Source organism: Ralstonia pickettii (assembly GCF_001699815.1).
GTDB classification, from domain to species: Bacteria; Pseudomonadota; Gammaproteobacteria; order Burkholderiales; family Burkholderiaceae; genus Ralstonia; species Ralstonia thomasii.
Genome location: NZ_MCGB01000063.1, coordinates 1 through 20,651 on the forward strand (window position 1 = coordinate 1; position 20,651 = coordinate 20,651).

Sequence of the window (20,651 nt, forward strand, 5' to 3'; positions counted from 1 at the left end):
GCGCGACCTGCTGCGCCGCTACCTGGGGGAACAGGGCTTCACCGTGCTGGTGGCGGAAAACGCCACGGCCATGAACAAACTCTGGCTGCGCGAGCGCTTCGACCTGCTCGTGCTTGACCTGATGATGCCGGGTGAAGACGGCCTGTCGATCTGCCGTCGCCTGCGCGGCGCGAACGATCAGACGCCGATCATCATGCTCACCGCCAAGGGCGAAGACGTCGACCGCATTGTCGGCCTTGAAATGGGCGCGGACGATTACCTCCCCAAACCGTTCAACCCCCGCGAACTGATTGCGCGCATCCACGCCGTGCTGCGCCGCCGCGGCCCCGCCGAAATCCCGGGTGCGCCGTCCGAGACGCCGGAAACGTTCGCTTTTGGCGATTTCGTTCTCAACCTGGCCACGCGCACGCTCAAGAAAAACGACGAAGAGATCACGCTCACGACGGGCGAATTCTCCGTGCTCAAGGTGTTTGCACGCCATCCGCGCCAACCCCTATCGCGCGAGAAGCTGATGGAAATGGCGCGCGGCCGCGAATACGAAGTGTTCGATCGCAGCCTTGATGTGCAGATTTCGCGTCTGCGCAAGCTGATTGAACCTGACGCCAGCAACCCGCGCTTCATTCAGACCGTGTGGGGCCTGGGCTACGTGTTCATTCCCGACGGCGCCAAGTAAGCACCCGAGCAACCTTTCTCTTCCGCATCCGACTTGCGCATCCCGCGTCCGGCCGCGTTGCGGCATCTGCTGATCAGTGTGTTTGGTTCGCTGTTCTGGCGAACCTTCATGCTGATCGCATTGCTCATCGCGATTTCTCTGGGCGTGTGGTTCCAGAGCTTCCGTATTTTCGAGCGTGAACCGCGCGCGCAGCAGATCGCCATGCAGGTGGTCAGCGTGGTCAAGCTCACGCGGGCGGCGCTGCTGTATTCGGATCCGTCGAGACGCCGCTTCCTGCTGCTCGATCTCGTGCAGAACGAGGGCATCAAGGTCTACCCACGCGAGAAGGAAGACGAATACCGGGAGCCGCACACCAACCCTTACCTGACGCAGCTTGTCCAGCAGGAGATCCGCAACCGGCTCGGGGCCGACGCGGTGATCGCCACGGCCGTCAACGACATCCCGGGCGTGTGGGTGAGCTTCCAGATCGAGGGCGACGACTACTGGGTCGCCATCAGCCCGGACCGTTTCGAGCACGTGCCGGGGTTGCAATGGCTGTGGTGGTCGATGGCGGCGCTGGTGCTGTCGGTGCTGGGCGCGGCGTTCATTACGTCACGCGTGAACCAGCCGCTCAAGCGCCTGGCCGATACAGCGCGCGCCATCAGCGCCGGAGACGACCCGAAGGCATTGCCCGAAGGCGGCGGCACCGAAGTGGCGCAGGCGAATCACAGCTTCAACCAGATGGTGCGCGACCTCAAGCAGCTCGAGGCCGATCGCGCCGTCATGCTGGCCGGCATCTCGCACGACCTGCGCACGCCCCTTACGCGCCTGCGCCTGGAAACCGAGATGAGCCCCGTCGACGAGCAGACGCGCGAACTGATGGTGGCCGACATCGAACAGATGGACGCGATCATCGGCCAGTTCCTGGACTACGCGCGCCCCAGCGGGGAGATGCTCGAGGACGTGGACCTGACCGAACTCGTGCGCGACACGGCGCCCGTCTACTCTGCGCATGACGATATCGACCTGACACTCAAGCTCGCGCCCGAGGCCATCGCCCGCTGCAACCGCATGGAAACACAGCGCATTCTCGACAACCTGATCGAAAACGCACGCCGCTACGGCAAGACCCCCGGCACGAACCGCGCAGAGATCACCGTCAGCACGTTCCTGCAAGGCAACGAGGTTGTATTGTGCGTGGCCGATCGCGGTACAGGTGTGCCGGCCAACCAGCTTGCATTGCTCACCCGGCCGTTCTACCGCCTTGAATCGGCACGCAGCGAAGCCAAGGGCGCCGGGCTGGGCATGTCGATCGTCAATCGCATCCTGCAGCGCAGCGGCGGCCGCCTCGTGCTTGAGAACCGCACACCGCCCGAAACGGGACTGCTCGTCAGCGCCTGCTACGCGCGCGCCTGATCCGGCACACTGCGCGGCCTCTCCCGGGCATATCCCCTGCTTCCCACGCCTGTCATGCGTCGCCGATAAGGTGCGGCGGCGGGCAGCGCTATGGCTGGCGTTGAGAATATCAATTGGCCGGTTTTGAATTCATCGCCAATACTCCAGCCGCCAGGCTGCGCGCCTGCGCGTTCTTCGTCTCCGTCCGAACATCCTCCAGTCGGACCGGACGGCCGGTGAGCGTGTGTCTGCAAGTCCCCGCTTGGGTTTCGTACCCATTGCCACACAACTCAAGGAGAAGCTCATGAAGACCATTGGTGACAAGCTCGAACCGTTCAAGGTCGTCGGCGTCAAGCCCGGGTTCAACAATCACGAAGAGAACGGCGAGTCGGCGTTCGAGGACATCACCGAGACCTCGTTCCCGGGCAAATGGAAGGTCATCTTTTTCTATCCGAAGGACTTCACGTTCGTCTGCCCGACCGAGATCGTTGCCTTCGCCAAACTGAACGATGACTTTGCCGACCGCGACACCATCGTGCTCGGCGGCTCGACCGACAATGAATTCGTCAAGCTCGCATGGCGCCGCGAGCACAAAGACCTGAACAAGCTCAACCAATGGTCGTTTGCCGACTCGACGGGTGCCCTGGTCGACCAGCTTGGCGTACGCGAGCATGAGGCCGGCGTTGCGTTGCGCGCCACCTTCATCGTCGACCCGGACAACGTCATCCAGCACGTGTCGGTCAACAACCTGAACGTGGGTCGCAACCCGGACGAAGTGCTGCGCATTCTCGACGGCCTGCAGACGGACGAGTTGTGCCCGTGCAACCGCGCAGTCGGCGGTGCGACGCTGTAACGGCCACGCGGCGCCCTCCGAAGCCGAAGCCCGCCCCTGCGCGGGCTTTCTTTTTCAGCCGCCGCTGACAGGAGACATCGATGGAATTTCTGCAGACGATCAAGGGTCGGATTCCCGACTACGCCAAGGACATCCGCCTGAATCTGGATGGCACGATCGCGCGCTCCTCGCTGGAGGGCAATGATGCCGTGGGCGTCGCGCTGGCGGCCGCTTTTGCCACGAAGAGCAAGGTGCTGACCGACGCCATCCGCAATGCCGGGGTGCTATCCCCCGAGGAGGTGAACGGCGCGCTGACCGCCGCCGCCCTCATGGGCATGAACAACGTCTGGTATCCGTACGTCGAGATGGCCGACGACTCTGACCTCGCGCAGCAGAAAGCGGAGTTGCGCATGAACGCCTACGCCAACAACGGCGGCGTCGACAAACGCCGGTTCGAGATGTATGCCCTGGCCGCGTCCATCATCGGCAAATGCCATTTCTGCATTAAATCGCACTACGACTTGCTGAAGAATCACCAGGGCATGAGCGCGCAGCAATTGCGCGACGTTGGTCGCATTGCGGCTGTCATCAACGCGGCAGCGCAAGTCATCGCGGCCGAATAGCCGCACCAGTTCAGCAAACGAAAACGGCAGCCCGGATCGCTCCGGTGCTGCCGCTTGCCTCCGCGTGATGGCGACGCGGACTTAGTCCTGCTCGGCGGCTTCTGCGCGATAGATCAACACCACCGCCTGCGCGACGATGCCTTCCTCCTTGCCTTCGAAGCCGAGCTTCTCGTTCGTTTTGGCCTTGACGTTGCACCGCTCGGGCGCAATGCCGAGGTCTTCCGCTAAGTTGGCAACCATGCCAGGCACATGTGGTGCGAGTTTGGGCTTCTGCGCGATGACGGTGGCGTCGACATTGCCGACCGCATAACCGGCCTTGTGCACGCGGCGCACGGCTTCGCGCAGCAGCACGCGGCTGTCGGCGCCGGCAAAGGCCGGGTCGGTGTCGGGAAAGTGCCGGCCGATGTCGCCCAGGCCGGCGGCGCCGAACAATGCATCGGTAATCGCATGCAGCAGCGCATCGGCGTCGGAGTGGCCGAGCAGACCGCGTGTGTGCGGAATCTCCACGCCGCCCAGGATCAGCTTGCGGCCCTCCACCAGCGCGTGCACGTCATAGCCTTGACCAATGCGGATGTCCATCCAGTTCATGCTTGCGATGCCTCGTTGGGTTGTGCGCGCTGCGCGAGGATGGCCTCGGCGAGTGCGAAATCGTCGGAATACGTCACCTTGAAGTTGCGCAGCGCCCCCGGCACAAGCAGCGGCGGGTGACCGGCGGCTTCAATGGCGCTGGCTTCGTCGGTGACGATGCGCTGTTGCAACAGCGCCTCCCGCAAGGCGCGCTCCAGCAGGCCAAGCGGAAACATCTGCGGCGTCTGCGCTTGCCACAGGCCATCGCGCGGCACGGTGGCGTTGATGTGCTGAGCCGCATCGGCACGTTTGAGCGTATCTGCCACGGGTAGCGCAAGGATGCCTCCCGCAGCTTGCGTGCCTCCGGCCTCCACGGCCGCGACCAAACGCGCGACCAGTGCGGGCGTCAGGCCCGGACGCGCCGCATCATGCACGAGCACCCAGTCGTCATCGTGCGCACCGAGACCACGCAACGCCGCCAGCCCATGCGTGACGGATGCGTGGCGCGAGTCGCCGCCGCAATCGACCTCCACCAGCTTGGGCGCGTTGAAACCGCCCTCGGGAAAGCGCTGCACGAGCGGCTGTGCGCCGGGCGTTGTCACGACCAGCACGGTGTCGATTTCGGGGCTGGCCAGGAATGCCTGCGCCGTGTGCCACAACATCGGCCGCCCGGCAATCACCTGATATTGCTTGGGCAGATCGCCGCCGGCGCGGGAGCCGGTGCCGGCCGAGGGAATCAGCGCAAAACGGCGTCGGCCAGGGTGTGAAATCGACATGAGAGGCGGGAAAGTGAACGTGGGCGCAGCATTTGCGTGGGTTTTGGCCCGCCCAAGCGCGCGGCTGGCGCGGATTTTATAATAGCGCTCTGCGTCGCGACACCCCGCCTGCACATGCCGGCGGGGTGTCGTGCTTTGTCTTGCAGTCGTGCCCCACACAACCTCACGCCTCATGTCCGATTTTTCGCTCTCTGCCCTGCCCGCCGTCAAACCGGGCGCGCGCTTCGTCTTCAGTGGCCTGCAGGGCGCGGCAGATGCCCTGCTGCTGGCACGCTACCTGGAGCAGCATCGCGCCGCGGCGCCGATGCTGGCGGTGGTCTGCGCCAATGCCGTCGATGCCCAGCGCCTGGCGGAGGAGCTACGCTGGTTTGCCCCGCAGGCGCGCGTGAAGCTGCTGCCGGACTGGGAAACGCTGCCGTACGACAATTTCTCGCCGCACCAGGATTTGATCTCCGAGCGGCTGGCGACGCTGCATGACCTGCAGAACGGTGCGTGCGACATCCTGCTCGTGCCTGCCTCCACGGCGCTGCAGCGCGTGGCGCCGCCATCATTCCTCGCCGCTTACACGTTCTTCTTCAAAAAGGGCGAAAAGCTGGACGAGGCGGCGCTGAAAGCGCAATTCACGCTGGCCGGCTACGAGCACGTCAGCGCCGTGATGCGGCCAGGCGAATACTCCGTGCGGGGCGGCCTGATCGACTTGTTCCCGATGGGCTCTCCGCTGCCGTATCGGCTGGACCTGTTTGGCGACGAAATCGAGACGATCCGCTCGTTCGACCCAGACACGCAGCGCAGCCTCTACCCGGTGAACGAAGTCCGCCTGCTGCCGGGCCGCGAATTTCCGATGGACGAGGCCTCGCGCACTGCCTTCCGCGGACGCTGGCGCGAGGTGTTCGAGGGGGACCCGACGCGCTCGCCCATCTATAAGGACATCGGCAACGGCGTGCCGAGCGCCGGCATCGAGTACTACCTGCCACTGTTCTTCGACGAGACCGCGACGCTGTTCGACTACCTGCCGGGCACCACGCATCTTGCCTTCGTGGGCGACATCGAAGGCGCGGTGCGCCGCTTCTGGGCCGACACCACGCAGCGCTACAACTTCATGCGCCACGACCGCGAGCGCCCGCTGCTGCAGCCGTCTGCGCTGTATCTGGATGAAGAGGCGTTCTTCGTCGCCGCCAAGCCGCACGCACGTCTGGTGTTGCGCGCCGAGCCCGGCGATGCACCGCTTTCGCTGCCGTTGCCGAACGTTGCCGTCAACCGCCGCGCGGAAGACCCGCTGGTCAATCTCGAATCGTTCCTGATGCGCAGCAACTGCCGCGTGATGATCTGCGCCGAATCCGCAGGCCGCCGCGAAACGCTTGCGCAAATGCTTGCCGCCAGCGGCCTGCACCCCGAAGGCGTCGCGGACTTTGCGGACCTGATGAGCGGCGATGCCAAGTTCGTGCTGGGCGTGGCACCGCTGTACCAGGGCTTCATCCTCGGCGACGAACGCATCGCGCTCATCACCGAGACCGAGCTGTACGCGCAGACCGTGCGCCGCGCAGGTCGCCGCAAGCAGGAACAGGCCACCGCCGTCGATTCAATGGTGCGCGATCTGGCCGAGTTGAAGATCGGCGACCCGGTGGTGCACAGCGAGCACGGCATCGGGCGCTACCAGGGGCTGGTGTCCATCGACATGGGTAACGGCGAGGAAGAATTCCTGCACCTCGACTACGACAAGGGCAGCAAGCTCTACGTGCCGGTGCATCAGTTGCACGTGATCTCGCGCTACTCGGGCGCCGATCCGGAAACCGCGCCGCTGCATTCGCTCGGCTCCGGCCAATGGGAAAAGGCCAAGCGCAAGGCGGCGCAGCAGATTCGCGATACGGCGGCTGAACTGCTGAACCTGTACGCGCGGCGCGCATTGCGCCAGGGCTTTGCATTCCCGCTCACGCCCGAGGACTACGCGACGTTCGCCGAGAGCTTCGGCTTTGAGGAAACTCCCGATCAGGCCGCCGCCATCGCGGCAGTGATCGCCGACATGACGTCGGGCAAGCCGATGGACCGGCTCGTCTGCGGCGACGTCGGCTTCGGCAAGACGGAAGTCGCGCTGCGTGCCGCGTTTGTGGCGGTCATGGGTGGCAAGCAGGTGGCCATCCTGGCCCCGACCACGCTGCTTGCCGAACAGCATTACCAGACGCTGGTCGACCGCTTTGCCGACTGGCCGGTGCGCATTGCCGAGATCTCGCGTTTCAAGAACAAGAAAGAAATCGACGCCGCGATCGAAGCCATCAACGCCGGGACCATCGACATCGTGATCGGCACGCACAAGCTGCTCTCGCCGGACGTGAAGTTTGACCGCCTGGGGCTCGTCATCATCGACGAGGAACATCGCTTTGGCGTGCGCCAGAAGGAAACGCTCAAAACGCTGCGCGCCGAGGTGGACGTTCTTACGCTCACCGCCACGCCGATCCCCCGCACGCTGGGCATGGCGCTGGAAGGCCTGCGCGATTTCTCCGTGATCGCCACCGCGCCGCAAAAGCGGCTGGCCATCAAGACGTTCCTGCGCCGCGAGGAAGATGGCGTGCTGCGCGAGGCCATCCTGCGCGAGCTGAAACGTGGCGGCCAGGTCTATTTCCTGCACAACGAGGTCGAGACCATCGAGAACAAGCGCGCCAAGCTCGAAGAGCTGATTCCGGAAGCGCGCGTGGTCGTCGCCCATGGCCAGATGCACGAACGCGAACTGGAACGCGTGATGCGTGATTTCGTGGCCCAGCGCGCCAACATCCTGCTGTGTACGACGATCATCGAAACCGGCATCGACGTGCCGACCGCAAACACGATCCTCATCCACCGTGCCGACAAGTTCGGCCTGGCGCAACTGCATCAATTGCGCGGTCGCGTCGGGCGCTCGCACCACCAGGCATATGCGTATCTGCTGGTGCATGACGTAGACGGCCTGACCAAGCAGGCACAGCGCCGGCTTGAAGCCATTCAGCAAATGGAAGAACTCGGTGCGGGCTTCTATCTCGCAATGCACGATCTCGAAATCCGCGGCGCCGGCGAGGTACTGGGCGACAAGCAATCGGGCGAGATTTCCGAGATCGGCTTCCAGCTCTACACCGACATGCTCAACCAGGCAGTGAAGTCACTGAAGGCCGGCAAGGAACCCGATCTGATGGCGCCGCTTGCGGCCACGACCGAGATCAACCTCGGCACGCCGGCCTTGCTGCCGCAGGACTATTGCGGCGATGTGCAGGAGCGCCTGTCGCTGTACAAACGCCTGGCCAACTGCGAAAGCAGCGAGACGATCGACAATATCCAGGAGGAGCTGATCGACCGTTTCGGCAAGCTGCCGCCGCAGGCGCAATCGCTCATCGAAACGCACCGACTGCGCATTGCCGCCGCGCCGCTGGGCATCCGCAAGATCGACACCGGCGCGAACGCCGTCACGCTGCAGTTCATCCCGAACCCGCCCGTTGACGCCATCAAGATCATCGATCTCGTGCAGAAGAACCGGCAGATCAAGCTGGCGGGGCAAGATCGGCTGCGTATCGAGAACATTCCGGTCGAATTCGCCGCGCTGGCGCAGACCATTCGCCACGCCATGCGGCAATTGACGTGATCCAGTAGGATCAGCCCGTCAGAACAAGGAAACCATCATGAGCACCGCCCTCACCCCGTTCTCCACGCTTGACTGGACGAACAAGCTCGTCAGCTTCGACACCACGAGCCGCGGCTCCAACCTGGCGCTGATCGAGACCGTGCGCGACTACCTGCGCGGCGTCGGCCTCGAGTCGCATCTGTCGCATAACGACGATGGCAACAAGGCCAACCTGTTCGCCACCATTCCGGCAGCGGACGGCAGCGTGCAAGGCGGCATCGTACTGTCGGGCCATACCGATGTCGTGCCGGTGGATGGCCAGAAATGGGACAGCAACCCGTTTGCGCCGGAAGTGCGCGACGGCAAGCTCTACGGACGCGGCACGTGCGACATGAAGGGCTTCATCGCGTCCTCGCTGGCGCTGGTGCCGTCGCTGCTCCAGGCCAGACTGCGCGAGCCTGTGCACTTTGCGCTGTCATACGACGAGGAAGTCGGCTGCGTGGGCGCGCCGCGCATGATTGAAGACCTGATCGCCCGCGGCATCAAGCCTGCCGGCTGCATCGTCGGCGAACCCACCTCCATGCGCCCGATCGTCGCCCACAAAGGCATCAACGCGTACCGCTGCCGTGTGCACGGCCGCGCCGCGCATTCGTCGCTCACGCCGCAGGGTGTGAACGCCATCGAATACGCCGCGCGCATCATCTGCTTCGTGCGTGACCTGGCCGATGAATTCCGCGCCAAGGGCCCATTCGACGACGCGTTTGATGTGCCCTTCACCACGGCGTCGACCGGTCTCATCAACGGCGGTATCGCACTCAACACGATCCCGGCGTTGTGCGAGCTGGTGTTTGAATTCCGCAACCTGCCGGGCGTGGATGCGCCGGCCATCCGCGCACGCGTCGAGCGCTACGTGCGCGAGACCATCGAGCCCGCCATGCAGCGGGAGCATCCTGACGCCCACATCGAACTCGACGAGATTGCCGCCGCGCCGTCGCTGGACGCCTCCGAGCAAGCCGCCATCACGCAGCTTGTGCGTGTGCTGACCGAAGACAACGACAAGCGCAAGGTCGCCTACGGCACGGAAGCCGGCCTCTTCCAGCGTGCCGGCATTCCAGCCGTGCTGTGCGGTCCGGGCAACATCGAACAGGCGCACAAGGCCAACGAATACGTCGAACTGGCCCAGCTCGACGCCTGCGACCGCTTCCTCGCCAAGGTGGCGCGCAGCCTGATGGTCGAGACCGCGTCCGCCTAACGCTTACACAGCAATGCCTCACCTTTTGGTGGGGCGCATGCCGCCCGGGGCGTTCGCTACAATAGCGGGCTTCCCCGGCGCCGAACCGCCCGCTCCCCGCTCCTTTCACCCCATGCCCGTCATTCTGCAAAGCCCGTCGCCGCTGTCCACCGGTGACATTGAATCCGTCCGAAGCCTGTTCGGCAGCGCCACCTATGAGATGCGCGCGCCCAACGTCGCGGCCATCGAATGGGTGCACGAACTGCCCAGCGAATTACGCGTCCAGCTTGATGCCATCTGCGCCAACCTGAAGATGGACTACGCGTGGATTCCCGACGAATGGACGTTCGGCGATTTCCGCGTGCTGGCGATGGACATGGATTCCACGCTCATCACCATCGAGTGCATCGACGAAATTGCGGATTTCTGCGGACTCAAGCCGCAAGTGGCGGCCATCACCGAAGCGTCGATGCGGGGCGAGATCAAGGATTTCAACGAGAGCCTGACGCGCCGCGTCGAACTGCTCAAGGGCCTGGATGCAAGCGTGCTGGAGCGCGTCTACGCCGAGCGCCTGCAGCTCTCCCTGGGCGCCGAAAAGATGCTCAAGGCCGTGCAGGCGCTGGGCATCCGTACGCTGCTGGTGTCGGGCGGCTTCGAATTTTTTACCTCACGCCTGCAGGAGCGCCTGGGCCTCGACCGTACGCGCGCCAACACGCTGGAGATCGTCGATGGCAAGCTGACCGGCCGCGTGCTCGGCGAGATCGTCAATGCGGATGTGAAGGCGCAGACGCTCAAGGCGTTCTGCCAGGATCTGGGCGTGTCGCCGCACAACGCCATTGCCATGGGCGACGGCTCGAACGATCTGAAGATGATGGGCGTGGCGGGCCTGTCGGTCGCGTTCCGCGCCAAGCCCATCGTGCAGGCACAGGCCGACGTGGCGTTCAACGTTGTCGGCCTGGATGGCTTGTTGAATCTGTTTCCGCAGCAATAAGCCGCGATGGCGACCCGCCCGCCTGCCCGCAGAAAACTCGCACCGGTGGTGCGAGAAACGGTAGATGCGCAGGATTACGCCGCCTTGCTCACCGAGATCAGGGCGCGCATCCAGGCTGCGCAATATGCGGCCCTACGGGCGGTCAACAAAGAGCTGGTGGGACTGTATTGGGACATCGGCCAAATGATCGTGGCGCGGCAGCAAACCGAGGGTTGGGGTAAAGCGGTCGTGCAGCAACTCGCCACAGACCTGCAGGCGAGCTTTCCTGGCACGGGCGGTTTTTCGGCATCCAACCTCTGGCGGATGAAGGGTTTCTTTGAGACCTACCGCGACGCAACAAAACTCGCACCTCTGGTGCGAGAAATCGGGTGGAGCCATAACCTGCTCATTCTTGAGCGTTGCAAAGACGCTCAAGAGCGCGAGTTCTACCTGCGCATGACGCGCAAATTCGGTTGGTCGAAAAGCGTTCTGGCACACCAGATCGACAACCAGAGCTACGAAAAGTCACTCCTGGGCCAGACCAATTTCGACAAGGCGCTGACGCCGGCCCTGCGCGCGCAAGCCAAGCTGGCGGTCAGAGACGAATACGCCTTCGATTTTCTCGAACTCGGCAACCAGCACAGCGAACGGGAGCTGGAGCGCGCGCTGATCACCCGCATCGAAGATTTTCTGCGCGCAATGGGCGGCATGTTTGCCTTCCTGGGTAGCCAATACCGGCTTGAAGTGGATGGCGACGAGTATTTCATCGATCTGCTGCTGTTCCACCGCCGCTTGCGCTCGCTGGTGGCCATCGAACTGAAAATCGGCAAATTCGAACCCGAGTTTGTCGGGAAGATGCAGTTCTACCTGGCCGCTCTGGACGAGCAGGTTCGCCAGGACGACGAGAACCCGTCCATCGGCATCATCCTGTGCAAAGAAAAGAAGCGCACCATCGTCGAATATGCACTTCGCGACGCAACGAAGCCGATTGGCGTAGCGACTTACGCCATCACCAAGAGTCTGCCCAAGGAGTTACAGGGCCAGTTGCCTTCGCCTGAAACCATTGCGCGCCTGCTTGAAACGCTGTAGCCACGACGATTGAAAACGGGGCGCCACGATCAACTCGCACGCCCCGCCATCACCGCCGCCTGAAGCTTGAAAGGTCAAGCCCGCAGGTGCGCCTCCATCGCCTGCTTCAAATCCGCAATCAAATCACGCGGATCTTCCAGCCCGATATACAGACGCACGAAACCGCCCGCGTTTTCCCAATCGGCCGGCGGCCAGGCGGTCGCCGTGCGCATCGACGGAATGTTGTACGGCAACGCCAGGCTGTGGGCCCCGCCCCACGAAAAACCGATCGCGAAGTAGCGCAACCCTTCGATAAAGGCGTCGATCTGCGCCTGCGAATAGCGCTCGTGCAGCACGATCGAGAACAAGCCGCTCGCGCCGGTAAAGTCGCGCTTCCAGTTTTCGTGGCCCGGACAATCAGGCAGTGCCGGGTGCAGAACGCGCACGATTTCGGGCCGATCCGCCAGCCATTCGGCCACTTCGCGGGCGTGTGCATCGTGTGCAGCCAGGCGCGTTGGCAGGCTCGGCATGCCACGCAACACGAAATAGCAATCGTCCGCCGAAACGCCCCAACCCATGCGCATGCGTGTGGCAAGCAGCTTATAGTGCAGCGCTTCGTCGTTGGTGATGGCGGCGCCCATGAGCACGTCGCTGCCACCCGATTGGTACTTGGTCAGCGCCTGCACAGAGATGTCGATGCCGTGCTCGAACGGCTGGTAATACACGCCACCGCTCCAGGTGTTGTCGATTGCCGTAATGGCGCCGGCCTTGCGCGCCACCTCGGCGATGGCCGTGCAATCGGGCACCTCCATCGTCACCGAACCCGGCGCTTCGAGCCACACGAGTTTGGTGTTGTGACGGATCAGGTCGGCAATGCCGGCGCCGATCATCGGATCGTAATAGCGCACGGTGATGCCGAACTGGCGTGCCATCCACTCGCCATGGTCGCGGTTCGGACCGTAGGCGTTGTCCGGAATCAACACGTCGTCGCCGGATTTGACGAGCGTGAAGTACACCAGCGAAATCGCCGCCAGCCCTGATGGGAGCAGCAGCGTGTGTGAGCCGCCCTCGATCTGCGCCAGCGCCTGGCACAGCGTGTCGGATGTCGGCGTGGCATGCAGGCCGTAGCGCCAGTGCACCACACTGCCGCTACCGAAGGCACGCATGTCTGCGAGATTCTTGAACACCACCGTCGACGCACGATGCGTGGCATGCGAGAACGCCGTGAAGCCCGGTGGGATATGCAATTCCGGATGCACAGCCTGGGTCGCGGGAAACATGGGCGGGAGCTTGGTGTCGTCGTTCACGTGGTTTCCTGTTTGATGGCGTATGAGCGTTTTGCGGCCGCTTACCAGTGCGCGCTTGATCGTGTTGGACTGCCGGCCGGTGGTGCAATCTGACCAGGCCCCGCTGGGACCAGCGGCGTCATTGGCGTGGCTGGCGAGGCCGCATTGCTGTTTGCTGCGGCATCGTACGGCGGAATCACGACCACGGCGACGGGCCGCAGCACAAACGGCAGCGTATGACCGTCGTGGGCGACGTCCGTCCACGTGCCGCGCACAATGCCGTGGCCGTCGATGGCGCCTTCCCAGGTGCCTGTGACGTGCGTACCGTCATCGGACTCCTCCATGAGGAAGCCGCCGTTTTCGTATTCGCCGGCCACCAAGCGAACGCCCGCCGCGTTGCCCGCGACGTATTCGCCGTGGACGCTGTCGATTTCACCGGCCTTGCGGCCAAGGCGCATGTGGATCGGCATGTCGCCAATTGCGCCTGTGTAGACAGGGTATTTCGCGTAGTCGGGCTGCGGTTGCAACACACGCGGCGACGCGGTCTGTGCGGAGAAGCCGTTGTCGCCCCTCCTGGCCTGAGCGCGACGCTTGTCGCCATCGGCAACGGCGCGGTTCAGGCCCAGGTCACCTGGCTGCACGTTGGTGCTGCCGGTCGACACCTCGTAGCCGTTGTTGGCGGCCGGCGTCTGGGCAGACACCGGCGCCACGCCTGCGGCCAGCACCAGCGCAAGCAACGCGCCGGTTGGCCGAATCAGGCGTTCAATCGAGAAAATGCGTTCAGATGCGCTCGAACACCGCCGCAATGCCCTGTCCTCCACCAATACACATGGTCACCAGCGCGTAGCGACCACCGATGCGCTGCAGCTCGTGCAACGCCTTGACCGTGATAAGCGCACCCGTTGCGCCGATCGGGTGGCCGAGCGAAATGCCCGAACCGTTTGGGTTGACCTTGGCCGGGTCCAGGCCGAGTTCCTTCGTCACCGCACAAGCCTGGGCGGCAAATGCCTCGTTGGCTTCGATCACATCCAGATCCTTGACCGACAGGCCTGCCCGCTCCAGCGCCTTGCGCGTGGCCGGCACCGGGCCGATACCCATGATCTTCGGATCCACGCCCGCATGGCCGTACGACACCAGCCGGGCCAGTGGCTTGAGGCCGCGCTTTTCGGCCACCGAACGCTCCATCAGCACCAGCGCCGCGCCTGCATCGTTGAGGCCCGAAGCGTTGCCCGCCGTCACCGTACCGTTTTCTTTCGTGAAGACCGGCTTGAGCTTGGTCATGTCGTCGATGGTCGCGTCGTGGCGGACGTGCTCATCGGTATCGAACTGGATATCGCCCTTGCGCGACTTGATCGTCACCGGAACGATCTGGTCCTTGAAGTAGCCGGCCTGGATGGCACGCGATGCACGCTGGTGGGACTCCAGCGCGGTCTGATCTTGCTGCTCGCGGCTGATGCCGAATTCGCGGGCGACGTTTTCCGCCGTCACACCCATGTGGATCGTGTGGAACGGGTCGTGCAGCGCGCCGAGCATCATGTCGACCATCTTGGCGTCGCCCATGCGCGAACCCCAACGGGCGGCAGGCGCCAGGTACGGCGCGCGGCTCATGCTTTCCGCGCCACCGGCAATGGCGATATCGGCATCGCCCAGCAGCACGGTTTGCGCTGCGCTCACCACGGCCTGGAGGCCAGAGCCGCACAGGCGGTTGACGTTGAATGCGGGCGTTTCGGCCGACACCCCGCCGTTGACTGCGGCCACACGCGAGAGATACATGTCGCGCGGCTCGGTGTTGATCACGTGGCCAAACACCACGTGGCCGACGTCCTCGCCCTTCACCCCGGCGCGGGCCAGCGCCTCGCGCACGACGAGCGCGCCGAGTTCGCACGGCGCCACATCCTTCAAGCTGCCGCCAAACGTCCCGATTGCGGTACGAACGCCGCTGACCACCACCACTTCACGTGCCATTGCTGTCTCCTGTGCCATCGAAATTGGATGGCGGCCAGTATAAACGCACGACCGTTCGCAAAATTTAGGTACGACTACCTAAGAGGATCAGACCTCGCCCCACAGGTCGTGGCCATCCGCGCCGGTAATCTTGACCGACACGAAATCGCCCGCCTTATAGCGCTTGTACGGCTTCGACGGCGGCGCGATATAGACGAGGCCGTCAATCTCCGGGGCATCCGCCGATGAACGGCCGATGCCGCCGTCCTGATTCACTTCGTCCACAAGCACGCGCAGCGACTTGCCAACCTTGCGCTGCAGACCGCGCGCAGACACGCGCTCGGCGACTTCCATGAAGCGCGCGCGGCGCTCCTCGCGCACCTCATCGGGCAATGCGCCCGGCAGGTCGTTGGCGGTCGCGCCCTCGACCGGCGAATACGCGAAGCAGCCCACGCGGTCCAGTTCGGCCTCGGCAATGAAGTCGAGCAGCGTTTGGAACTCTTCCTCCGTTTCACCCGGGAAACCCGCGATGAACGTGCTGCGGATGGTCAGCTCCGGGCACACCTCGCGCCAGGCGCGGATGCGGTCCAGCGTCTTCTCGGCGTTGGCGGGGCGCTTCATGCGCTTGAGCACGTCCGGGTGGGCGTGCTGCAGCGGCACGTCCAGATAGGGAAGGACCTTGCCCTCAGCCATCAGGGGCATCACCTCATCCACGCTCGGATAGGGGTAGACGTAGTGCAGGCGCACCCAGGCGCCGTACTGCGACGCCAATTCGCCGAGCGCGCCCACCAGCTCGGTCATGCGCGTCTTCAGCGGGCGGCCGTTCCAGAAGCCCATGCGGAATTTGACATCGACGCCATAAGCGCTGGTGTCCTGCGAGATAACGAGCAGTTCCTTCACGCCGGCCTTCAGCAGGTTTTCCGCCTCCAGCATCACTTCGGCCACCGGGCGCGAAACGAGATCGCCGCGCATCGACGGGATGATGCAGAAGCTGCACCGGTGGTTGCAGCCCTCGGAAATCTTCAGATACGCGTAGTGCTTCGGCGTGAGCTTGATGCCCTGCGGCGGCACCAGGTCAATGAACGGGTCGTGCGGCTTGGGCAGGTGCGTGTGCACCGCTTCCATCACCTCGCCCAGCGCATGGGGGCCCGTCACAGCCAGCACCTTCGGGTGCACGCTGGTGATGATGTCCTGGCCCGAAGCGTCCTTCTTGGCACCCAGGCAGCCGGTCACGATCACCTTGCCGTTCTCGGCCAGCGCCTCGCCAATCGCATCCAGGCTTTCCTGCACAGCCTCGTCGATGAAGCCGCAGGTGTTGACGACCACCAGGTCCGCCCCGCCGTACGTGCCGGAAATCTCATACCCCTCCGCGCGCAGTTGGGTGATGATCTGCTCGGAATCGACCAAGGCCTTGGGACAACCGAGACTGACGAACCCCACCTTGGGGCTCTGGGTACTGACGTCGGACATGGGAACAACCTGATGTGGGAGAGGATTTGCGCTGCGCACGTGGGGTGTGCCGCGCGGTTGCGTATTTTAACCGTTCGCCGCGCCTGGGCGGCCAAGCCGAAGCTGCATCTGCTCAATCACGCGCTCGATTTCCAGCGCGTCCTGCAACCTGCGAATGGCATCGTGCAGCTCGGCGGCCTGGGGCCACGTCCGCTTCAGATAGCTCAGCCACAGTTTGACGCGGCCATGCTCGTGCTTGGCAGAGATGCGCGCATGGAGCTTTTTCAAGTAGTCGGCGAGATAGCCCAGCACGATCGGCCATTCCGCCGCGGACGGCGCCTGGTCCATCTGCGCGCGGATGCGCTGGGCCAGGAATGGGTCGGACACGGCGCCACGTCCGATCATCACGTCACTGCAGCCACTGACGGCGCGGCAGCGCTCCCAGTCAGCCACGGTCCAGACTTCGCCGTTGGCGGTCACGGGGATGCTCACGGCATCGGCGATGCGTGCAATCCAGTCCCAGTGGGCGGGCGGACGGTAGCCGTGATCGCGCGTGCGGGCATGCACGACGAGCGATTCCGCACCGCCTTCCGCCAGGGCCGTCGCACAGTCAATCGCACGGGAAGTATCGGAAACGCCAAGCCGCATCTTCGCCGTCACCGAAATGTTGGCCGGCACCGCGGCCCGCACGGCGCGCACGATGTCGTGCAGCACTTCCGGCGTGGCAAGCAGCATGGCGCCGCCGCCATGCCGGTTCACGACCTTGGCGGGGCAGCCGAAGTTGAGGTCGATGCCATGTGGCGTGAGGGTTGCCGCGTATGCCGCATTGCGGGCCAGCCATTCCGGATCGCTACCGAGGAGTTGGATGGTCATCGGCGTGCCGCTGGCGGTATAGCCGCCGTTGCGGATCTCGGGCGTCTCACGCTCATAAGTCCGCGCGGGGAGCAACGAGCCCGTCACCCGGACAAACTCCGAGACGCATCCGTCGTAGCCGCCGGCTTGCGTCAGCACGTCACGCATGACGTAATCCGCGACCCCTTCCATCGGGGCAAGCAAAAGGCAGCTCATGCGAAAACGGAAGACAGCCGGCGCACACGCCGGGGGCGGACATCAAACATGGGAGACCGGGGAGGGAATCGTGATCGACGGAGAGGCGTACACCTCACCTGAAGGACCAGTATTTTACCTTGCTGCCCTCTCCGGCGTGCGCCCAACAAAAAAGGCGAACCGCCATGCGATTCGCCTCGTTTTTCCAGGCCGCCGAACTTACTTTTTCTCAGGCGGCTGGTTGAACGGGAAGGTCCCGAACATGTTCTTGGCCTGGCTCTGCATCTGCTCCTGCATCTGCACGAACAGGTTTTTGCTCTGCTCGATGTAGTTGCTCATCATGCCTTGCATCATCGGGCCCTGCATGTTCATGAACTGCGACCACATGTCAGGGTTGAACGTGTTGCCGCTGTAGAGGTCCTTCGAGTTCTCGGCCAGCTTGCTCTGGATGTCGACAAATGCCTGGATGTTCTTTTCCAGGTACGTGCCCATCATGCCCTGCATGGCGTTTCCATAGAAACGGATGATCTGCGCGAGCATCGCGCCGGAGAACATCGGCACGCCGCCGGTTTCCTCTTCCAGAATGATCTGCAGCAGGATGCTGCGGGTCAGGTCTTCACCGGATTTCGCATCGACGACGCGAAACTCTTCGGTTTCCATGACGAGCTGCTTGACGTCTGCCAGCGTGATGTAGGTGCTGGTCTGGGTATCGTAGAGCCGGCGGTTGGGATATTTCTTGATCAGCCGTTCGGTGCCCTTCTTGCTGGTGGCCATCGTGCCTTTCCGTGTTGGCGATGCTGCTGCGGTGCAGCCGATGCACTGCGAAATGACTGCACCGAGCGATGCAGCAAAATACGCGGTTGCCCGGCTGTTCCGATCTGCGCGCGAATGCTGCATTCAAGAGCAGCGCAGATGCATCCGTTTATGATCGGACGCCCCGTGTCTCCCTGCGGAGCGCCTCCGTGATTGGATTCTATGCGGATCGCTCTGCAAAGAAAAGGCGACCTCCCCCGGTAAAAACCCGCAGCATTTTGATGCGGCTCACGCACTCGGACAGTTGTACAGAGAGGACGCAAAAGGCCTGCTGCAATGCACTCAAGCATCGCAGCATGCAGGCAAATCAGGGGAAAAATTGCTGCGCCTGTGCTGCAGCATCGCCGCAGCACAGGCGTGGGAGCGTCAGCCCATGTGCAGGCCGCCGTTGAGGGAGAAGTCCGCACCGGTGGAGAAGCCGGACTCTTCCGATGCAAGCCATGCGCAGATCGAGGCAATCTCGGTCGGCTCGCCCAACCGCTTGACCGGGATCGTGCCAATAATCTTGTCGAGCACATCCTGACGAATCGCTTTCACCATGTCGGTGGCGATATAGCCCGGCGACACGGTGTTGACCGTCACGCCCTTGGTAGCGACTTCCTGCGCCAGCGCCATGGTGAAACCATGCAAGCCAGCCTTGGCGGTCGAGTAGTTGGTCTGGCCAAACTGCCCCTTCTGGCCGTTCACCGACGAGATGTTGATGATTCGACCCCAGCCGCGATCCGCCATGCCGTCGATGACCTGCTTCGTCACGTTGAACAGCGACGTCAGGTTGGTATCGATCACCGCATCCCAGTCGGCGCGGGTCATCTTGCGGAACACCACGTCGCGCGTAATGCCGGCGTTGTTGATCAGGACATCCACCTCGCCCACTTCGGCCTTGACCTTGTCGAACGCGGCCTTGGTCGACTCCCAGTCACCGACGTTCCCTTCGGACGGCACGAAATCGAAACCGAGCGCCTTTTGTTGTTCGAGCCATTTCGCCTTACGCGGCGAGTTCGGGCCGCAGCCTGCGACAACAGTGAAGCCGTCGCGCGCCAAGCGCTGGCAAATCGCCGTTCCGATACCGCCCATGCCGCCGGTGACGTATGCGATGCGTTTGGTCATGTCCACTCCTAGTCCTTGTTGTTAGAATCGCCCGGCCTCTTGCCGGGCGGCAAATGCTCAGGTGTCTCGGATTGGCGCGTCAGGCATTCGTTCCGATTCACGCCAATCCCACTGCAAAAAACTTACGGGCGCTCAACGGCCAGCGCCACGCCCATGCCACCGCCGATACACAGCGAAGCCAGGCCCTTCTTCGCATCGCGCTTCTGCATTTCGTGCAGCAGCGTGACCAGGATGCGGCAGCCCGACGCGCCGATCGGGTGACCGATCGCAATCGCACCGCCGTTGACGTTGATCTTGGACGTGTCCCAGCCCATCTGCTGATGCACGGCCAGCGCCTGAGCGGCGAACGCCTCGTTGATCTCCATCAGGTCCAGGTCGCCCACCGACCAGCCGGCGCGCGACAGGCAGCGTTTGGATGCCGGCACCGGCCCCATGCCCATGACCTTCGGGTCCAGGCCGGCGCTCGCGTAAGCACGGATGGTGGCCAGTGGCGTCAGGCCCAGTTCCTTGGCCTTGGCGGCCGACATCACCACGACTGCGGCGGCGCCATCGTTCAGGCCCGAGGCGTTGGCCGCCGTCACCGTACCTGCCTTGTCGAAGGCGGGCTTCAGGCCAGCCATCGACTCGAGCGTGGCACCATGGCGAACGAACTCGTCCTGCGAGAAGGCAATCGGATCGCCCTTGCGCTGCGGGATCAGGATCGGAACGATTTCGTCATTGAAGCGGCCCGACTTCTGCGCAGCTTCCGCCTTGTTCTGCGAAGCCACGGCAAACTCGTCCTGCGCTTCACGCGTGATGCCGTATTCCTTGGCGACGTTCTCGGCCGTGATGCCCATGTGGTACTGGTTGTAGACGTCCCATAGCCCATCCACAATCATCGAATCGATCAGCTTGGCGTCGCCCATGCGGAAACCGTCGCGCGAGCCTGGCAGGACGTGCGGCGCGGCGGACATGTTTTCCTGGCCGCCAGCCACGACGATCTCGGCATCGCCCGCGATGATGGCGTTGGCGGCCAGCATCACGGCCTTCAGGCCCGAGCCGCACACCTTGTTGATGGTCAGGCCAGGCACCATGTTCGGCAGCCCAGCCTTGATGACGGCCTGGCGCGCCGGGTTCTGACCCGAGCCTGCCGTCAGCACCTGGCCCATGATGACTTCGCTCACCTGGTCCGGCGCCACCTTGGCGCGCGCCAGCGCTTCACGGATAACGGCCGCGCCAAGCTCAGGCGCAGCGATCTTCGCCAGCGAGCCACCAAACTTGCCCACGGCGGTGCGTACCGCCGATACGATCACAACATCGGTCATTTGC

Annotated in this window: 18 protein-coding genes; 8 read left to right on the top strand and 10 right to left on the bottom strand. The window is 63.7% G+C overall.

Going from position 1 to position 20,651, the window contains the following annotated elements; all coding sequences use genetic code 11:
* The 4 genes from ompR to BEK68_RS12470 all read left to right on the top strand — a co-directional run.
* Nucleotides 1–673: osmolarity response regulator transcription factor OmpR (ompR, locus tag BEK68_RS12455; protein ID WP_065851738.1), on the top strand; the 673-nt coding region annotated here is incomplete at its 5' end.
* Between the two features lie 33 nt (nt 674–706).
* Nucleotides 707–2,068, top strand: coding sequence for an ATP-binding protein (locus tag BEK68_RS12460; protein ID WP_012435872.1), 1,362 nt, complete (start codon nt 707–709; stop codon nt 2,066–2,068).
* A gap of 283 nt (nt 2,069–2,351) precedes the next feature.
* Nucleotides 2,352–2,900: a peroxiredoxin gene (locus BEK68_RS12465; protein ID WP_004627068.1), complete on the top strand. Its 549-nt coding sequence runs from the start codon at nt 2,352–2,354 to the stop codon at nt 2,898–2,900.
* A gap of 80 nt (nt 2,901–2,980) precedes the next feature.
* Nucleotides 2,981–3,502, top strand: a complete 522-nt coding sequence (locus BEK68_RS12470) for a carboxymuconolactone decarboxylase family protein (RefSeq protein ID WP_012435873.1) — start codon at nt 2,981–2,983, stop codon at nt 3,500–3,502.
* Nucleotides 3,503–3,583: 81 nt separating this feature from the next.
* On the opposite strand, the gene ispF is transcribed toward BEK68_RS12470, so the two are convergent.
* On the bottom strand, nt 3,584–4,090 hold the full coding sequence (gene ispF, locus BEK68_RS12475; protein WP_012435874.1) for a 2-C-methyl-D-erythritol 2,4-cyclodiphosphate synthase: 507 nt from the start codon (nt 4,088–4,090) through the stop codon (nt 3,584–3,586).
* Nucleotides 4,087–4,845 (bottom strand): 2-C-methyl-D-erythritol 4-phosphate cytidylyltransferase, encoded by a 759-nt coding sequence (gene ispD, locus BEK68_RS12480; RefSeq protein WP_012435875.1) that lies wholly within the window; start codon nt 4,843–4,845, stop codon nt 4,087–4,089. Before ispD ends, ispF begins: the two co-directional genes overlap by 4 nt.
* A 172-nt stretch (nt 4,846–5,017) precedes the next feature.
* On the opposite strand from ispD, the gene mfd reads away from it, so the two are divergent.
* From mfd to BEK68_RS12500, 4 genes are all read left to right on the top strand, one after another.
* Nucleotides 5,018–8,449, top strand: a complete 3,432-nt coding sequence (mfd, locus tag BEK68_RS12485; protein WP_012435876.1) for a transcription-repair coupling factor — start codon at nt 5,018–5,020, stop codon at nt 8,447–8,449.
* 37 nt (nt 8,450–8,486) lie between these two features.
* Nucleotides 8,487–9,680, top strand: a complete 1,194-nt coding sequence (gene argE, locus BEK68_RS12490) for an acetylornithine deacetylase (protein ID WP_012435877.1) — start codon at nt 8,487–8,489, stop codon at nt 9,678–9,680.
* Between the two features lie 112 nt (nt 9,681–9,792).
* Nucleotides 9,793–10,650 (top strand): phosphoserine phosphatase SerB, encoded by an 858-nt coding sequence (serB, locus tag BEK68_RS12495; RefSeq protein ID WP_024541694.1) that lies wholly within the window; start codon nt 9,793–9,795, stop codon nt 10,648–10,650.
* 6 nt (nt 10,651–10,656) lie between these two features.
* Nucleotides 10,657–11,718: a PDDEXK nuclease domain-containing protein gene (locus BEK68_RS12500; protein WP_012435879.1), complete on the top strand. Its 1,062-nt coding sequence runs from the start codon at nt 10,657–10,659 to the stop codon at nt 11,716–11,718.
* 74 nt (nt 11,719–11,792) lie between these two features.
* On the opposite strand, the gene BEK68_RS12505 is transcribed toward BEK68_RS12500, so the two are convergent.
* The 8 genes from BEK68_RS12505 to BEK68_RS12540 form a co-directional block, all read right to left on the bottom strand.
* Nucleotides 11,793–13,004, bottom strand: coding sequence for a cystathionine beta-lyase (locus tag BEK68_RS12505; protein WP_012435880.1), 1,212 nt, complete (start codon nt 13,002–13,004; stop codon nt 11,793–11,795).
* Nucleotides 13,005–13,045: 41 nt separating this feature from the next.
* A complete protein-coding gene (locus BEK68_RS12510) occupies nt 13,046–13,789 on the bottom strand; it encodes a hypothetical protein (protein WP_004627087.1) in 744 nt (247 codons plus the stop codon).
* Entirely contained in the window at nt 13,764–14,948 is a 1,185-nt protein-coding gene (bktB, locus tag BEK68_RS12515) for a beta-ketothiolase BktB (RefSeq protein WP_012435881.1), read from the bottom strand. Before bktB ends, BEK68_RS12510 begins: the two co-directional genes overlap by 26 nt.
* Nucleotides 14,949–15,035: 87 nt before the next feature.
* Nucleotides 15,036–16,397, bottom strand: coding sequence for a 30S ribosomal protein S12 methylthiotransferase RimO (gene rimO, locus BEK68_RS12520; RefSeq protein ID WP_012435882.1), 1,362 nt, complete (start codon nt 16,395–16,397; stop codon nt 15,036–15,038).
* A 66-nt stretch (nt 16,398–16,463) separates the two neighbouring features.
* Nucleotides 16,464–17,444, bottom strand: coding sequence for a tRNA dihydrouridine synthase (locus tag BEK68_RS12525; protein WP_024541695.1), 981 nt, complete (start codon nt 17,442–17,444; stop codon nt 16,464–16,466).
* 198 nt (nt 17,445–17,642) lie between these two features.
* Complete coding sequence (gene phaR / locus BEK68_RS12530; protein WP_004627096.1) at nt 17,643–18,197, bottom strand: polyhydroxyalkanoate synthesis repressor PhaR; 555 nt, start codon at nt 18,195–18,197, stop codon at nt 17,643–17,645.
* Between the two features lie 405 nt (nt 18,198–18,602).
* A complete protein-coding gene (locus tag BEK68_RS12535; protein WP_004627097.1) occupies nt 18,603–19,343 on the bottom strand; it encodes a 3-ketoacyl-ACP reductase in 741 nt (246 codons plus the stop codon).
* Between the two features lie 122 nt (nt 19,344–19,465).
* Nucleotides 19,466–20,647 (bottom strand): acetyl-CoA C-acetyltransferase, encoded by a 1,182-nt coding sequence (locus BEK68_RS12540; protein ID WP_004627100.1) that lies wholly within the window; start codon nt 20,645–20,647, stop codon nt 19,466–19,468.
* Nucleotides 20,648–20,651 lie beyond the last annotated feature (4 nt).

Bases quoted from the DNA above. Each gene is read 5' to 3' on its own strand.
- BEK68_RS12465 (WP_004627068.1), top strand. From the start codon at position 2,352: ATGAAGACCATTGGTGACAAGCTCGAACCGTTCAAGGTCGTCGGCGTC.
- BEK68_RS12470 (WP_012435873.1), top strand. From the start codon at position 2,981: ATGGAATTTCTGCAGACGATCAAGGGTCGGATTCCCGACTACGCCAAG.
- ispF (WP_012435874.1), bottom strand. From the start codon at position 4,090: ATGAACTGGATGGACATCCGCATTGGTCAAGGCTATGACGTGCACGCG.
- ispD (WP_012435875.1), bottom strand. From the start codon at position 4,845: ATGTCGATTTCACACCCTGGCCGACGCCGTTTTGCGCTGATTCCCTCG.
- mfd (WP_012435876.1), top strand. From the start codon at position 5,018: ATGTCCGATTTTTCGCTCTCTGCCCTGCCCGCCGTCAAACCGGGCGCG.
- argE (WP_012435877.1), top strand. From the start codon at position 8,487: ATGAGCACCGCCCTCACCCCGTTCTCCACGCTTGACTGGACGAACAAG.
- serB (WP_024541694.1), top strand. From the start codon at position 9,793: ATGCCCGTCATTCTGCAAAGCCCGTCGCCGCTGTCCACCGGTGACATT.
- BEK68_RS12500 (WP_012435879.1), top strand. From the start codon at position 10,657: ATGGCGACCCGCCCGCCTGCCCGCAGAAAACTCGCACCGGTGGTGCGA.
- bktB (WP_012435881.1), bottom strand. From the start codon at position 14,948: ATGGCACGTGAAGTGGTGGTGGTCAGCGGCGTTCGTACCGCAATCGGG.
- rimO (WP_012435882.1), bottom strand. From the start codon at position 16,397: ATGTCCGACGTCAGTACCCAGAGCCCCAAGGTGGGGTTCGTCAGTCTC.
- BEK68_RS12525 (WP_024541695.1), bottom strand. From the start codon at position 17,444: ATGAGCTGCCTTTTGCTTGCCCCGATGGAAGGGGTCGCGGATTACGTC.
- phaR (WP_004627096.1), bottom strand. From the start codon at position 18,197: ATGGCCACCAGCAAGAAGGGCACCGAACGGCTGATCAAGAAATATCCC.
- BEK68_RS12535 (WP_004627097.1), bottom strand. From the start codon at position 19,343: ATGACCAAACGCATCGCATACGTCACCGGCGGCATGGGCGGTATCGGA.
- BEK68_RS12540 (WP_004627100.1), bottom strand. From the start codon at position 20,647: ATGACCGATGTTGTGATCGTATCGGCGGTACGCACCGCCGTGGGCAAG.